The following is a 16390-nucleotide window of genomic DNA, read 5'->3' on the forward strand; positions in this document are numbered from 1 at the left end:
TTCAATAGGTGAAGCCAATGAAATATCTTCAATATTATATTCTATTGATTATCTCCATATTCATTCTTTCATCATGTATTAGAAGTGACGAAATAAAAGTGATGACATTTAATATGCGTTACGATGGAAGAACTGATGAGATTAACGATTGGTCCATCGGTGTTCCTCATTCCTCGTCAGCAAAAGGTCACGCCAGGCTTTCGCAGCCCTATTTTCAGTATTTGTTTCCCAAGGTATTCAAATAGAGCTGCTCACTAAAGTCATTTTATTCATGGGTAATGTCCGTTCCTTCGTTGGGCGTAGCGTCCCGCTACGTCGGCTAAGTTCATCAATTCGACTATTGCTGGTGCGCGAGTCCTCTCGCGTTCCATTACCCATCAAATAAAAATGAGCCTGTCATGCCCTTTGCAGTTCCAACGGTCTTCGTCACGGCAGCTCCTTTGTGTTTTTAGCACATTGTACTCACTGCCTCGCGTACCGCTTCATCACCTCATCCAATAAACTAAAAAGCACAACCGCTGCCAGTGTTTGGCTCGCCTGCTAGTCGCTGCGGGCTGCGGGCTGTCACATTTTTTGCATGGCCTCCGTTCACACTCCGCTTCCAAAGTGCCTGCAGTAGCAGTTTTTTTCTTTTTCACTTATACCAAACCAAGCTGAAAATCATCTCTTATCTCAATTCTAAAAATCTCACATCTCACCACTGCAACTTCGTCACCCCGCATAAAAGTGCTCCACTAACTTTTTTACCACTAAAGCCTAACTCCTACGAGCTAAGACTTATTACCATTCTCGCACCTTTATTTTTCCCCACTGCGCTAGGCGTAGTGTCTCACTACGTCTCAGAGCAAATAATCCGCCATCCCTCGTGTAAAAAACATATGCCATTTCCCGTTCCCGATGGTCACTCTCAATCTAACACCCTTGCTCCACTCGCAGTCGGCTCGACCCGCCATTCCACCGCAAACCACTCATTCGTTAATCGTAGCGTCCCGCTACGTCAACTTCATTCGCTCATTGCGCTTCCATCCATCGCTAGCTGTAGGCACCTGTCCCTTTTAGAATAAACCTTCATAATCTTAACATGTAAATATCTTCCTTCATATATCCATCATCGTAAATCGCAAATCAATAGCGGCACCTGTCCCTATTCCATTAGATCCGAACCATTCGTATTTATCCATAGCACAGCCCCTCATTCACTTTAAATAATAAATTAGTTGGCCTAATTATGTGATTTAGTTCTAAATATCAGATTATGTGCAGAATATTCACTACACTTGCATTAATATTTAATAATTTCAATAAGAATAAAGATGAGTACAGGAAAAGTAAAATTCTTCAATGACGCAAAAGGTTTTGGTTTCATTGCAGAAGACAATGGTAAAGAGCACTTCGTACACGTTACTGGATTAATTGATGAAATCCGTGAAGGTGACGAAGTAGAATTTGATTTACAAGAAGGTAAAAAAGGATTGAATGCTGTTAATGTGAAAGTATTGTAATCCAACACGATATTTTACAATTTAGAAATTGCCTGTCATTTTTGATAGGCTTTTTTTTGCTCTATAAGCTAGCAATATTCCTGGGCATTAACTTGGCTGGACGATATGCTATGCGTTGATGAGGTTGATTATTATTCCCTGTTGAGCTCCATGTATTAGCTTACTCAATTCATAACGATTAGCTAAGCAGGGGATTTATGTGGTAGTAAAAACAACAAAAGGTAACGCACATTTGCATCACCTTTTGATCTGAATTCTGTCTTATCAGTAAATGTTAACTTTATAAACCAACACCCATTACGCTTGCACTGTCAAATAGTTACATTTACAAAGCTCGTTTTTCACCTCATACCCCTTATCTCTATTAATGCGCGTTTATATTTTGACTTTGTGCATCCCCCAAATCATTCGCACCATTCGTTTTAATTTGAAAATTCGCGTCCCTAACCGCCTCCAAATCCTTAAACAAAGATCTCCCAGCCTGGCAAATAGTAAAGGTCAGGCCCTGCGGGTTCGGGGCTCCGTATAATTTGAGCCATCTGCTTCATCTTAATCCACACAACTCATTGCATTCCTAAGGTTTCAGATGCTAATTCTTACTTAAGTTGTTTCTCTCCTCTCTTTTCTCATAACTCATCTCTTAAACGGCTCCTCAACCTTGACTTCATTTGCCAGTCTGGAAAAAAGGTGGTTTAAGGGTTTAAGGCTAATAGTATTCTCTTCTATCACATTCATGCAATGTGTCATCTCCATTAAAATCTATACATTAAAAGGATACTTTGTATAGATTTTCTTGATTTCTATACATTATAGGATAACTTTGTATAGAAAATTATAAAAACTATACATATGAATAGCTGGAAGCTTCAACCTTTACCATTAGACGTAGACTTTGAAACAAGGAATATTTTAAGGGCGCTTCCCAAGGCACACTTTGCTCTGGCTGAATTAAAAGGAATAGCCTCTTCAATACCCAACCAAAGCATATTAATCAACACATTAGGTTTACAAGAAGCAAAAGATAGTTCTGAAATTGAAAACATCATAACCACGCACGATGACTTATATAAGTCCGAACTGAATTTAGATACACTGAAGTCTCTCGATGCCAAAGAAGTTCAAAACTACATCACTGCATTAAAGAAAGGATTTGAATTAATTAAAGTTAGTGGACTCCTTACGAACAAAACCATTCTCGAAATACAAGAAGCCTTAGAAGACAATAAAGCAGGATATAGAAAACTACCTGGCACGGAACTTAAGAATGCTAAAACAGGTGAAGTTGTTTACACACCTCCACAAAGCAATGATGAAATCCAAAACTTAATGTCTAACCTTGAGCGGTACATCAATGAGTCCGAATTTCAAGACATTGACCCCTTAATAAAAATGGCAATCATCCACTTTCAGTTTGAAAGCATTCATCCATTCTATGATGGTAACGGAAGAACGGGAAGAATAATCAATATCCTGTACTTAATACTTGAGAACCTACAAGCATTACCAATTCTATATCTCAGTAATTACATCATCAAACACAAAGCCGAATACTACGAATTCTTACAAAAAGTTAGAGATGAGAATCAATGGGAAGACTGGATTCTATTCATGATTAAAGGAGTTGAAGAAACAGCAAAAGAAATCACTGACCTAATTCTTAGCATGAAAAAGTTAATGCTCAACTTCAAGCATCGCTTACGTGATAACTACAAATTTTATAGTCAAGATTTATTGAACAACCTCTTTAAACACCCATATACAAAAATTGAATTTATTGTAAAAGATTTAGGTGTAACACGCTTAACAGCTTCAAATTATTTAAATAAGCTAACCGATGACGGCATATTAAAAAAAGAGAAGCTTGGAACAGGTAACTATTATATAAATATTGAATTAGTAGAGCTTTTAACAAAACGATAAATCATTAAGCATGAACGATCGTTTACTCGCTGGCGCTGATTTGCAATCAGTGCCTTTTTTTTAAAATCTCATCTCTCATCTCTATAAACACTTCACTTCCTTTTAAAATAGTATCCCTCACAACAGGATAAATCCGATTATAGGCCACCGTGCTACTCCCAATAAAACCATCCTTTACCTGGTTATTAGTAGCACTATCACCAACAAGTAAACAACCAGCCGTATCGTCATCGTCATTGCCCTTATGAATCAAAATATCCGTAAAGCCTGGCACATCCATTATCTGCAGCATCCCTTTATGGAACTCTGCACCATATCGCTTCATGTATCGCCAATGATGACCACCAAAGGTTCTTAATTGAATTCGATACCGCCCAGCAGGTATTCGCGTTTCACCTGCCACCTTCACATCTCGATGCTCATCCTCCAAAGTATAACAAGCAAACACCCCATCAATAAGCAACAGCCCCAAAGTACTCTCCTCAGAACTACTATATCTTACTACTTTCAATTCCATTATTTCAAATTTTAACCATCATGTAAATCACCCTGACCTCAGCAACGTAGCTGGGCACCCACTTAATGAAATTGATGCAAAGACAAAAAGCTGTCTGAGCGTAGCGAGTTCTTTTTGTCTCATCAATGAATTTTAGTGGGTCAGCGAGTGCTGTAGTCAATGATTTTTTGCGAACTTTTTCATCAAGGAAAAAGTTTGAGCCCTCGCGGCTTAAGCGAATACCAAGATGTCAATCATCTATATCCAAGTCTCACTTCTCACAACTCTAATCTCATCTCTTCTTACTCATCATTTCCCCAACCAACGGCGCAACATTTTTAACCGCCCGTTCCCCAAACAAGAAACCCAACACCAAAAAATTAATAATCCAAAAGGCCGATTCCAACTGCTCATTGTTGTTGAGGTTCCAACGCCCAGCAAACACCATAAAATCCATGTACGCCACAAAATAACCCCACAAAGGCCGTTGAGCACCACGCATAAATAGTACCGCTTTACCCATCCAGCCGGATTGGTGCAAGTCTTTAGCCGTTCCTTCCAAGTCTTTAATACGCTGATTAAATTCCTGCTCTGCCTCCATGGTCAATTTCAAAGCGTCCACCTCATGCCGGTGCTTCAGTTCCATCAGCTCCGCTTTTATCTGTTGCTTCTCAGCACCAGTCGTCACAAATCGGTCAACGAGATCACCCACATCCTTAACTAAACCACCCCCAAGCAATGCCTGTATCTTCTCAAATAACTTCATAATCACCATTTTTAATTCGCATTCAATAGCGCAATTCGCGCTTCAATGAAAAGAGCCCTTGGAAACACACAATCCAAGGGCTCATCAACACACATATCAACAGCCGTTGCTGTCACAAACCAAAACCAACTATAAGTCCTTCCTTGAGTGATGCCTCACAAAATACTTCAGTAACCAAGACACAATGAAACTCACCACTGTTCCAAGAATCGTGTAAAACACAGTCTCAATCATGCCTTCAAATGAGATACCATTCAGCACACTAATCAAAGTACCTCCTAAAAATCCCGCTTTTCCACTACCACTTAATGAAGCATCACTCATAATCTTGCACTTTTAAAACTTAACCATGCTGTAAATCAATTTGACCTAAACCAAACAATTTTAGATCTGCGCCAATCAGCGCAATCAGCGGGAGAAAACTACCATGCTGCTAATTCCCTCTCTTCTCATCGCTCAAATCTCACCGCTTAGTGAGCCTACACCTTACTCACCTCAACAATAGCCATTGGGTTATAAGTCTTCGTCTGCAAAGCATACATATGCCCATTAACTTCCTGGTAATACTCCACACCAACAACAATAAACACTGGATGAGGTGAATCAGCTGAAATAGCACAGTCAACATTCAGAGCATTTTGTTCCAAAGCGGTAATCTCAACATCGGCCCCTTCCTGTACATCCACTTCGTAACTCTGATTGTTAAAATCAACAGCAGCAGTTGCCAGGATAAAACGCACATGCGTCGCACCTTCTACCTTTGGAATTTCCTTACTTGGGTTAAACGCCTCAATAGCGAGTTGAGAGCCGCCTGCTGCACGATCAAAAGCTACCGTGTAACTAAGCTTCAATACAGACTCCAGTGATGCAACATTGTTAAACTCAAAACCTTTTAACAAGGTCAAATCACCATCTAGCACATTACGCTCACCACGTCGGTTAGTCGTATCGGCCTGTATAGCTTTCAAAATCGCCGAAGCCAAACGGTTAGACACTCGTTTATCAGCTGATCGCACCAATACTTCATTCAAAGCATTGCGCAACTCTTTGCCAGCTTTACCGGCACGACCAAATTCAGCACCATTCTCTCGCGTCCTGGCATATGCAGGATCCTTTTTAATACGGTCACCATCAACGCCACCTTTTTCACGAGCCAGGTACTCATTGCCACTCTTGTAAAACGACAAATCACCAACGCGCCCTTCCAACTTAATCACTCCTTTTTGCCTTGCCATAACATCATTTTTTATGGATTAATAGCCTCAAAATACAATCCCATTAATGGCAATTCAAATAAGCATGTCCCTTATGGCACTTGTTGGTAATTATGACCGTAAACAGTCATAAAGTAAAGTAGGCTTTTAGTATATTAGAAGTAATGTCCAAGTAAGGATGAAGTATAGATACAGTAGTAAACTAGTATTATGACAATGAAATTAACACGACTATGCATTTACCCCAAAGATGTACAACGCATCACTGGAAAAAGTGAGAAGGCAAGCCGGCGCTTACTGCATAGGATTAAAGCATCACTTGGCAAGCAAGAGCATCAATTTATAACTACTGATGAGTTTGCTAGCCATACAGGGATTAAAGAAGAGTTGGTTCTTCAGTACATCACCGATTAAGGGCTAGTCATTTCACTAGTTTAACAGGCAAAGTACATTCACTCCCCATTAAATTTATACTCCCTCAAATAGCCTGTATCAATATATTTTTATTCAAACAACACCAACATACTTTAACCATCACTAACCTTAGGGTGTATATCTACAGCTGAGGCACAATTTAGGTCACCTCACTTAATAATATTTGACTTGCTTTACACTATTTTAAATAGCTTCAAACTATACAATTCCGTATCTTTGTAACTGTCGAAGGACAACAATCAGCACCATGTCACTTCATTTAACACGTGACCTATTTAATGACCTCATGAAAAACACCATGTTGTAACTGATTGATTTAGATGTGATTTACACTTATGATACTTTTCCCGTAGGGACTACTTTAAAGCCTGCAATCTTTTGATTAGCAGGCTTTTGTGTTTTTAAGGTGGCAAACTTGGTGGCAAATGATTGTTTGTTTTTTATTGGTCAGAACATGAAACAAGGGCATCATACGAGTTATTGGACTTTTTTTTATTTTTCCAATATCTCAATTAATTTTTCATTCCAAGACCTATGCTTTTTATTTTCTATTGTTAAATTTTGAATAGTACTCGTAATAACTGATAAGTGCACATCACTTCGCAATAAATTTGATACTACCTTGTCATAGGTGTTAATTTGAAAATCAAACATATGACTAATCCCTTCAATTGTCGTCTTGTAACCTCTTTGGTTTTGAAATGTAAAATCATAGTCAGTAACTCCATTATAATCCCTTTGGGTTAATAGCCCTTTATCAACTGATTTTGGCAATAATATGCCATCCATATCATCAGCCATCCCAGACCAAACTTCAAATGGTCTGCCATTATAATAACCAATGAAGATTATCCAACTCTCATTATCCAACTTAATTCTATTCACCTTAGCCTCAATAGATTTTGGACGTGTGAGAAGTTGACCCGGAGTAGGTAAAAGTTTTTCAAGTCTATTATTAATTTTACTACCTAGGTCAGTTTCATTATTAAAAAAATCTACAGTATGATTCTTTTTTAGAATATTCTTAAAACTATTTAATCTTAAACTTTTATCACCAAAATCAATATTACCAGTTTTAATAACTCCTTGACTTTCATCTATTAGATAAATCAATATTTCAAGTCCTAATTCTTTTGCTTTTTCATACTCTAATTGCGTATAAGATTTACCAGTTAAATCATCAATACTTCCATAGCACATTGAAATTATACCAATGTAGATATCGCTGCTTTTAACTTCATCAAAGCAAGTATCTAAAGGATTACTTCTTCTTGCCCCAAAAGCTTCCATTCCTGTAATCTTAACATCGAAGTTTTGCAGAACTTTCCAAATCACATCTCTATGAGGAATTAAGTCTCGATATGTTGATGATATAAAAACTGTTTTTGCCATATGCTATTTCTTATTTTTAATGGAAGTTGACCACTCGTCCATGAAGCGTGGGCTTGTATTGCAGCTGCGACAAGCCCATGCTTTATTTGCCATTATAATGGGGTGTTATTGATTTTCTTTTTGCAGTTCACACCACGCGTTTTGATTAACCTTAACTATCGATATTAAAATATTAGTTACAATACCAACAACAACTCCAGTTCCTAATGAGAAAGTTCCAGCAATTGCAGTTGCAATTATTGTTGCAACTTCCTTAAAGTTCTTACCTATTAAATTCCTTTCAGTTTTATATTTCTTGTCACTCGTACAAATAAAAATATACACCTCCTTTTTTACCTTATCCCAAAAGCTTGATTTGCTAATAGCTGGACCTGTATTAAGCAACATAGTTTTACTAGAACCTTCTCCTGTTAATTGACGGCCAATTACATCATAAAAATCAGCTTCTGTTGAATTAGCATTAATTGCTTCTAGTAAAGTTCCTCTTTGATAACTTGGAATATCTGTATTGATAAAATCTTTAATCTCTGAGTCTTGAAATGTTAACATTACACTTTATTTTTCGTTTTCCAATAATTCTATGCCGTATTCGATTGATGCAGCGTATGATATATTTGTATCAACTCCCAGTTGACGATTGCCAATAGAAATACCACCACCTCCACCAAGTGGGTTAAACCTGTTTGTAACGATACCTATAATCTTATTTGTTCGTAAATCTAATAAGGGACTACCGCTATTACCTTCATGAATCATACAGTCGAATTGTAGTAACTTTACGTTAGAAGAATCAATTACCTTTGAACTTAATATTCCATGAGCAATCGTCTGTACGTGTAACCCCCTATCACCAAAAGGAAAACCAATTAAAGCAACACTGGAGCCACATTCAATTTGATCGGTATCACCAAAGATATCATCAGGCACTTGTGCACCAATATCACTCTTCAACTTAAGTAACGCAACGTCATGTTGAGCATCATTTTGAACTAAAGTCACTTCATAGAAATTCACCCTAGTAAGAGTCATTGGGTTAAATGTTTGTCCATCTCCAACCTTTATAGCTACTATTGAATCAATCGGGTTTATAATATGTGAACATGTCATAATGTGACCTTGACGTGAAACCAAAAAACCTGTTCCAAGGAATTCGACATTTGTTTCTGTTTTTTTAGCGAGCATAAAAACTGCTCCTGCAAATCTTTTGTTTAGTTCTCTGTACATATTATTATTTTATAACGTAAAACGTAATATGCTTTATATCGTACTACATTAGCACAATATAAAGCATATCAAATTTATATTAAATATATATTTATCCAAATACTTTACATTTCATATATACTCAACTTATCTAATTTAACATTTCATGATACTCTGCAAAATCCTCACTTTTCTCAATCTCTACACTATCAACAGCTAAATGGTTTTTGCTTAATCCAATTTTATCAAGTGCCTTAATGTAATTGTACTTTGTTCGAGCTGATATAATCTTTAACCGTACCAACTCATCAAACGAATGCGTTTGTAACAACATAAGAATCCCATTTATGTAAGTTTCTGATATTCGCGTTTTACGTTCTTTTGAACCTTTTGGTAGGTTTTTGTTATACTTCTCCACATCGCTATTGTAGGCAATCACTCTTTTAGTGGTGTCGGTAAACTTATCCATTGAACTAATACGAAACTCTTCTTTAAAATTGAGAAATACTTTAAACATCTCATTCAATAGCTCTTTTGTGAATAAAGCCGCTTTAGGTGGTTCAAAGTTGCCTTTGTTATCTCTTAAACAAGCGTTAAGTGATTCATTCTCCCTCCTATCTGTTTCAGTAATAGCCAATCTAAATGTATTACTACGATTAAGAATCTTTGAATAAGCTTTATGATACACTCGCTTTTCAGGTGAAAAGTTGCGATACTGTTTTTCAAGATGGTAAATGCTTAAGCCTTTAATCCTGTTTTCTCTTATTTTTTTAACAACCCTATTTACTTCTTTGTAATCCTTTTGTGCCTGCTGCCATGCTGTACAATCACGAGCAAATAAATACTTTTTAAATAAGTAACTTATATAGGACTTTTTAAAGGATATTTCATAACGCAGTATTCTATTGGCTGTATCTTCCAATCCTTCACGAACCATAACACCTTCTTCATACTTACTTTCAACCTCAAAATGTTCCTTACCTAACTTTTTATTCATGGCTAAATGGTGTTGACGATCACCTTTTGGTTTTGCGTATTCAGAGCCTTTATGATATATCTTTGCCGCATAGCGTGCATTTGACAAAAAAATTGACGTCTCCCAATCTACCTTATTTTTAGTAGTCTTTTTTAAGTATTTCTTCTTTATGCGTTTTTGATAATCGAGGTATTTAAGTGAATCTTCCGTTGATTTAAAATATTGATTATAACACAAGTCAAGACCGTTTATCTCAATATCTTCTTTGTCGATTTCAATATCCTTAAACCAATGATTCATAAAGTTATCAATGAATACCATCAGCCGTTCATAAGTAATATCAGCATTGAATTCTAAAGAATCTAAGTCTTCATTGCTATATGGATGCTCTTCAAAATTGTGTGGTACGAACTGCATGATATTAGTTCCGTATATATACTTTGGAATAGAAAAATTCATTTCTACATAATCTCGGTCAACTCTTACGCTATAAACTAAGTAATAATATGAAGGTGTAAGTACCCTGTTTCTATATGATGTGAATGTCTTACCTGTATCAGCATAATGCACTTGTTTAATTTGTAAGAACCGGTCTTTACATATTTCTCCGGTTTCAATGTCAACTACTTCTTGGTCATGTGGACTATCTTTTACATATGAATATTGTCCTTGATTTTCTTTTCTTAATGCTTCCAATATTTTGGGGTATTGGTGCAAGTTGTTTATTCTTAAAACGATTGTATCTACCATTGCTCATCCTCCCTCTATTCTTTGAGTGAAAATCTTGCACAGGTTCTGCTATGTTATAAGCTCGCAGAAGTCCTTTACTTGATTGCCTCAACTTTTAAATGGTTAACTAAATCGGATTTGCTAAATAGAATTCTTCGTCCTACCTGATGATAAGGAATTAGGTTCTTCCTTTGATAATGCCATAACGAAGTAAGTGAACAGCCTAAGAATTGACTTGCTTCTTCACGTGACAGCATTTTTTCATCTGCCTGTTTGTTTTCTTGTGGCGAACTTATAGTATTAAGTTCTTCTTTGATTGTTTCTTTCAGTAGAGTTCTAATCTCATCTTTAAACTCTTGTGTTAAAGTAAATTCTAGTTTCATTTCTGACTCTTTTTTTTAATGATTTTGAGTCAAAATTCATTGCGAAACCATGCTTGGGTAAGGTCGATTGGGTACCCCCAAGGCTATAAATAATCTGTACTTAAGATGAAATCTTTAATGTGAAATTCTCGTTAGGCAAAGCACTAACTCGAACATAAACAGAAATTTAAGAGCATAACTTAGGCCTGCCCTTCTTTGTGGCCTACCTTCGGTTTGATGCAATATCGCGAGAGGTTGTTTAGGGTAAGGGCAAGACGTAGAAAAATGATTAATGTAGTAGCCTAAACCTCTTTGAAGGTCTTAAGGTCGTTTTGTAAAACTTCAATATCATCATTTATTAAATCAACTCCATCAAAAAAGCCGATAGCTTGAAATTGTTCTTTTACCACATCTAAATCTTTGATGAGTGCTAAAGTTGCTTTTCCATCTTTTTCGTCCGAACGTTTTAACGGATTAGATAATAGTTTTCTAATCTCATCTTTGTTACGACCTGTCAAAAATTGTATAAACCCAGCATCAACGGAGTGTGTACCTTCTGTTCTTGGAAAGCGCATTGCTTTTCTCATGTAATGAGTTGCAAGGGTGGTTTGTCGTGTAGTGCCCTGGTTAGTATTTTTGGGTTTAGTTTTCTCCCTATTTTCAAGATTTTTTAATCGTTCTTCAAATTTATGTTCCTCAAACGCCTTAAATATATCGCCTTTGTATTTTCCTAGTTTTCTTGTCCAACCCATTAGCCAAATACTTTGTCCATTTCACTTTTCTTATGCTCATCCACAACTTCAAAATAACGTTTAAATACCTTGTAATCTTTATGTGTGGTGATATCCATTATCACTTCTGTTTTCATGCCTCTTGCAATCGCATTTGTGATAAAGGTTTTTCGAGCTATATGCGAAGATAATATTTCACTTTTATCAACCATCTTTTCTTCTCGTATTCCACCTTTGTATTTTACAAGCTGTACTTGCGTGTTTAGTTTTACATGCCGACCTAATTCTTTTAAGTACTCGTTGAATTTTTGGTTAGTTATATCTTCAAATACATTACCCCTTTCACCTTCATACTTTTGATAAATAGCTCTTGAATACTGATTTAGCGGTATGGCAACAGGTGTACTCGTTTTAATGGTGGTAACAAATATATAATCATCCTTAATATTCTCATGTTTAAGATTCATCGCATCCGAGAACCGCATAGAAGTAAAACACATGAAACAAAATACATCTCTTACTTTTCGCAGTCTATCATTATCTGAAAGGTCATAATCTTTTAGGTGCATCAATTCATCCCAAGTCAGGAAGAATATTTGCCCTTCGTTAGATACGTTCTTAAACTTTAAGTAAGTTGTGTTTTTGTTGTAGCCTTTTTCAGTTGCCCAATTTAAAAACGTTTTTAGCTTCTTCACATCTTTTGCAATGGTGCTATTTGCTAACTTCATGTTATTAAGCAAGTAGTCCACATACACTTCATGAAACGAGTTGTCAATTAAATTATAAGCTAAAGTATATTTGGTGTCTTTTACAAAGTCCTCTAAGTGACTAAGTGTGGTTTGGTAGCTTTTTATTGTGTTGGGCTTTTTACTATTCTTAGATACTTCAATGTATTCTTTAAAATGTGTGATAACATCCACCGAATCTTCACGATTTAGGAAATCATTAATTTTTTCTTTCAGTTTATCAAGGTTAACCACCTCACCTTCTACTAAGTACTTGTTGTATTCATCCTCTGTATAATATGCCAACTTATCAAGGAATGCGTTAAAAGTGGTAGCATTGGAATATTGGCTTTTTGCTCTTTGCTTCAAAGGTAACCAGTTTTTTTCCTCAATACGTTTACCTATGTAATGACGTAATCTTTTGCCCTTATATACGACAACTAAGAATATTTGACATGGCTTTGTTGAATTAGGCACCTTTTTAAGGTTGAATTTTACAAGTGAGTTAGTTTTATATTTCATAGCCCATATTTAAAGTGGTGGCAAATGTGGTGGCAAATATTACTTAATTCATTTGAATTGCAATAAATGACATTGAAACTCAAATATAGCTATTCCTTTATTAATAGGGCTTTTGAGATGCTTTTAAAATTTAATTAATTTTTATTGTAGGTTTAATATTATTCCCGTCGGGACTACATTGGCAAAATCAAAACACCTGATAGTCAGCTTCTTAGATGAGGTTGACTTTCTTTTTGGTCTGAATATGGACTTTTTTATGTATTTTTCATTTGTACATTAAATCCTACCTTTTATAGAGCTTAGTCTAATGCAACCCTTATAAGCATCTTCTACATTAGCATTAAAATATGATCGTGCTTTTCTTTTGTCAACTATACTAAGTCTACTCGAATCAGTGGTAAAAAGAGTTTGTAATTGAATGCGATCTTTTAACTTGCTGAATTCTATTCTTTTATCAAATGTAGTGCTTTTAAGATATAGTGAGTTGTAGTCAATCCCATAATCATTACTCAGTTCTTTTAATATTTTAGTTTTAAATTGTCTTGGGATAGTGATTTTTTTGATGTACGATTCAGTTTTGCCTTGTTTATAAAAATCCCATAAATCATAACTTTCAGTGACATCAGTTTGAAGTGGAGAGTGTCCCCAAAGCATAAAACTACCAGATTGCGTCCTCATCCGAGGATTCTTAATGCAAGTATCTAAAAAACACAGTTCTTGTACATCCATTAAATCCTGTTCATAACTACCGTAAGCATTATAGTCATCATTATTGCAGATGTATAGTGCAGCATCTTTGTGTTTGAACTTTTTCTCACAACAAGCGAAATATAGAGCGATATGAATGTCTTGTGACCAATCCAATAGTCTTGTTGGTACTCCATAATGTTGACATAGCATAATCCATTCAATATCATAATTGGTATTAGTAATTGGCGGAATAGGATGGTTTGGTTTTGAGTTAAGTAGATTATGCTCGAATACGACTGTCTGAAAACGGTTAAAGTTAGAATATCGGTAAATAGATGGCATCAATGTCCAAGAATAATCCGCTTGTCCCCTAAAACGAAAATTTGAGTTTGTCAATCCTAGTTCATAACGAAATTCTAATGCATGAGACACTGATTCAATACGCAATAATGGCATAATCAAATGGTTATAAGTTTAATTGATCATAAATTTAATAAAAGGCTGAAACATTACTAATTTATGCTACACTAAAAGAAAGAAAACAGCTAGGCATAGTTCGCCCTTTACTCCCGACTTAGAGAACTAAATTAAGAGTTTTAAAAGCAAATTACTTTTACTGATTGTTAGTTTTGAAAGTCCTCCCGACCCATTTGGGTAGTATATGCACTTCTGCATTACGTTTTGACACATTTTGTATACCTAGTCGGTTACCTAGTTGACGGCGTAGTCAGAGCAAGGATTTAAAAAAATAGCATACAACATGTAAAACTTCAATCGATTAGACAGACTCATCTGGCCTGCCTCCCACAGTTGATTTTTATCTCACTACGATAATTGATGATGAGGGGTAAAGCACCATATATATCCATAAAACAAGAGTTTATAAACATTAGGCACATTTTCCGTAAAGTATTCAAAATCAGTTATTAAGTGTTGGTTGTGTATTTTTATATTTCTAGCATATCTATCATCAAAGTAATAAATAGGATTTTACACCTTAATCAAAGTGCTTGGTAGTCATAGTGTTAAATAAATAGATTTTAGGGTTAATTTAATTAGTGAATAGCGTTGATTTATATCGTACAAAAAAGCAGAAAAACCCTAGTGTTATCTAGAATCATTCTGCTTAACGAACATTCTTCAATTCTTTTATATGTCAAGTAGTAATTGTAGTGGTTTTGAAAGTGGTATAACTAGCTAGTAATCTATTGTTTCCATCATTTTAGCGACCTCAACAGCAGAATCTGTAGGTGCCTTTCCGACGTACTCTAGAAATTGTTTTTCTGTGCTGTGAGCAGTTATATCCTTCAAGTAAGCAGTTGGTATTTGACCATAAAAATTTGTTGCGAATGACCTTCTGCACACGTGAGAGGCAATAAGTTCGTTTTTAGGGTAATAACCAATAGTTTTTCTCTTATCTACTATTTTGCTACCTCTTACTAAATGTGTAAGGCCTGCAACTTGGCAAACCTCTTTTATGAGCTTGTTATAGGTCACAGAATTCATGCTGCTAGGAAAGCATCCATCATTACTTTGTAAAACGCTTAAAACAGGCTTAAAAAGCGGTATAGCGATTGTTTTACCAGTTTTCATTTGCGTTAATTGTAAATAGGACTTGCCTTTGTCATGATAAATATTTTTACTTGTAAGCAATAGCAAATCAGAGACTCTTTGTCCTAGGTTACAACCTATTATTAGCCAGTGTTTTGCCTCTTGTAATTGCTTTGATGGCATTGGTGTATAATGGATTTTCTTTTGTTCTAATAATGACAGCGTAATAATGTATTGTTTTTTCTCATTATAGCCCTTTACGGAGTTGATATCATTAGAGACTCTTCTGCCCTCATTTCTTGCAGCTCGAATAATTGTAAGAATATACTTTAGATACCTACCAGTTGTTCCATTAGATAGCCTTTCACTATTGAGTAAGAAGCCTTCAAATTGTTTTATCTTACTAGCATCTACATCAATAACTCTTAGATTTGTCCCAGATTGTTTCTCAAATAATTTAAACTTTGCATATACGGTTTTGTATTGCTTAACAGTGCCCTGTTTTAAGCCCTTAGAGCCTGATAGATTGAGTTTTGATGGCATTATAGACTTAATGTAATACTCAAAGTAATTAAGGAATAAATCAGTGTCTTTTTGAGGATTCCCAAGAAATGAACGAATAGTCTTTTCCAACCATTCATTGGAAGCGACCCTGCCACTTGCAGTAAGTTTATTATACTCATTAATTATGTAGCTTTTTTGCCTGCGTAAATCCTTCTGCAATTCATTGTTTTTTTCAACCATAAGTGCTTTAACGACCTTTTTGCTATTGCTCCAATGATCTGAATTAATAACAAATCCTGTTTTTCTCTTTAGGTCAACGCCTTTTGATGAATCGGTAACTCGGATATAAATATTAACAGCACTTCCCTTTGCTCTAATTAAATTTTTGAATGTGGCCATCGCATTAAGATTTTCCAACAATATACAAAAAAATGGTCTGTATTTGTCCTGAAAAGTTGTCGTACTTTGACATTTAATGTCTTCTCTTGTCGTAAGTAGACGTTGTTAATGTACAGTAAAACAGGGCTTAGTGACGATTTATTTTTGGAAATATAAGTGGATGAGAAAGTTACTAAAATGGCATTCGTCTTCCCGTAGGGACTACTAAAAAGCCTGCAGTCAATTGATTTGCAGGTTTTTGTATTTTTGTTCGTCTTGTTCAGTCTCTCTATG

At 35.7% G+C, this 16390-nt stretch carries 17 protein-coding genes; 4 read left to right on the plus strand and 13 right to left on the minus strand.

Annotation, left to right across the window (positions count from 1 at the left end; all coding sequences use genetic code 11):
* The first annotated feature begins 17 nt into the window (after window positions 1–17).
* The 3 genes from FNN09_RS01135 to FNN09_RS01145 all read left to right on the plus strand — a co-directional run bounded on the left by FNN09_RS01135 (window position 18) and on the right by FNN09_RS01145 (window position 3422).
* Window positions 18–245 carry a hypothetical protein gene (locus tag FNN09_RS01135; protein ID WP_143299627.1) on the plus strand — a complete coding sequence of 76 codons (228 nt, stop codon included), beginning with the start codon at window positions 18–20 and terminating at the stop codon, window positions 243–245.
* Between the two features lie 1068 nt (window positions 246–1313).
* On the plus strand, window positions 1314–1502 hold the full coding sequence (locus FNN09_RS01140) for a cold-shock protein (protein ID WP_143299628.1): 189 nt from the start codon (window positions 1314–1316) through the stop codon (window positions 1500–1502).
* A gap of 849 nt (window positions 1503–2351) precedes the next feature.
* Complete coding sequence (locus FNN09_RS01145; protein WP_143299629.1) at window positions 2352–3422, plus strand: Fic family protein; 1071 nt, start codon at window positions 2352–2354, stop codon at window positions 3420–3422.
* A gap of 46 nt (window positions 3423–3468) precedes the next feature.
* On the opposite strand, the gene FNN09_RS01150 is transcribed toward FNN09_RS01145, so the two are convergent.
* From FNN09_RS01150 to FNN09_RS01165, 4 genes are all read right to left on the minus strand, one after another.
* Window positions 3469–3939: a DUF5675 family protein gene (locus tag FNN09_RS01150; RefSeq protein WP_143299630.1), complete on the minus strand. Its 471-nt coding sequence runs from the start codon at window positions 3937–3939 to the stop codon at window positions 3469–3471.
* 271 nt (window positions 3940–4210) lie between these two features.
* Complete coding sequence (locus FNN09_RS01155; RefSeq protein ID WP_143299631.1) at window positions 4211–4693, minus strand: hypothetical protein; 483 nt, start codon at window positions 4691–4693, stop codon at window positions 4211–4213.
* A 120-nt stretch (window positions 4694–4813) separates the two neighbouring features.
* Window positions 4814–5008 (minus strand): hypothetical protein, encoded by a 195-nt coding sequence (locus FNN09_RS01160; RefSeq protein ID WP_143299632.1) that lies wholly within the window; start codon window positions 5006–5008, stop codon window positions 4814–4816.
* A 155-nt stretch (window positions 5009–5163) separates the two neighbouring features.
* Window positions 5164–5919, minus strand: coding sequence for a hypothetical protein (locus tag FNN09_RS01165; protein ID WP_143299633.1), 756 nt, complete (start codon window positions 5917–5919; stop codon window positions 5164–5166).
* 195 nt (window positions 5920–6114) lie between these two features.
* Between FNN09_RS01165 and FNN09_RS01170 the strand changes: the two genes are divergently transcribed.
* Window positions 6115–6312, plus strand: a complete 198-nt coding sequence (locus FNN09_RS01170) for a hypothetical protein (RefSeq protein ID WP_143299760.1) — start codon at window positions 6115–6117, stop codon at window positions 6310–6312.
* A gap of 513 nt (window positions 6313–6825) precedes the next feature.
* On the opposite strand, the gene FNN09_RS01175 is transcribed toward FNN09_RS01170, so the two are convergent.
* The 9 genes from FNN09_RS01175 to FNN09_RS01215 all read right to left on the minus strand — a co-directional run bounded on the left by FNN09_RS01175 (window position 6826) and on the right by FNN09_RS01215 (window position 16117).
* Complete coding sequence (locus FNN09_RS01175; protein ID WP_143299634.1) at window positions 6826–7725, minus strand: DUF4062 domain-containing protein; 900 nt, start codon at window positions 7723–7725, stop codon at window positions 6826–6828.
* 105 nt (window positions 7726–7830) lie between these two features.
* Window positions 7831–8274 (minus strand): hypothetical protein, encoded by a 444-nt coding sequence (locus tag FNN09_RS01180; RefSeq protein WP_143299635.1) that lies wholly within the window; start codon window positions 8272–8274, stop codon window positions 7831–7833.
* Window positions 8275–8280: 6 nt separating this feature from the next.
* Complete coding sequence (locus tag FNN09_RS01185; protein WP_143299636.1) at window positions 8281–8949, minus strand: serine protease; 669 nt, start codon at window positions 8947–8949, stop codon at window positions 8281–8283.
* 130 nt (window positions 8950–9079) lie between these two features.
* Window positions 9080–10600: a phage/plasmid replication protein gene (locus tag FNN09_RS01190; protein ID WP_185968808.1), complete on the minus strand. Its 1521-nt coding sequence runs from the start codon at window positions 10598–10600 to the stop codon at window positions 9080–9082.
* A gap of 128 nt (window positions 10601–10728) precedes the next feature.
* On the minus strand, window positions 10729–11016 hold the full coding sequence (locus FNN09_RS01195) for a helix-turn-helix domain-containing protein (RefSeq protein ID WP_143299638.1): 288 nt from the start codon (window positions 11014–11016) through the stop codon (window positions 10729–10731).
* A 281-nt stretch (window positions 11017–11297) separates the two neighbouring features.
* The gene (locus FNN09_RS01200) at window positions 11298–11747 is read right to left on the minus strand and encodes a hypothetical protein (RefSeq protein ID WP_143299639.1); all 450 of its coding nucleotides are present in this window, start codon (window positions 11745–11747) and stop codon (window positions 11298–11300) included.
* On the minus strand, window positions 11747–12973 hold the full coding sequence (locus FNN09_RS01205) for a site-specific integrase (protein WP_143299640.1): 1227 nt from the start codon (window positions 12971–12973) through the stop codon (window positions 11747–11749). Before FNN09_RS01205 ends, FNN09_RS01200 begins: the two co-directional genes overlap by 1 nt.
* 276 nt (window positions 12974–13249) lie before the next feature.
* Window positions 13250–14119, minus strand: a complete 870-nt coding sequence (locus FNN09_RS01210) for an FRG domain-containing protein (protein ID WP_143299641.1) — start codon at window positions 14117–14119, stop codon at window positions 13250–13252.
* Between the two features lie 741 nt (window positions 14120–14860).
* Window positions 14861–16117: a phage integrase SAM-like domain-containing protein gene (locus FNN09_RS01215; RefSeq protein ID WP_143299642.1), complete on the minus strand. Its 1257-nt coding sequence runs from the start codon at window positions 16115–16117 to the stop codon at window positions 14861–14863.
* Window positions 16118–16390 lie beyond the last annotated feature (273 nt).

Source organism: Carboxylicivirga sp. M1479, assembly GCF_007097485.1.
GTDB lineage: Bacteria > Bacteroidota > Bacteroidia > Bacteroidales > Marinilabiliaceae > Carboxylicivirga.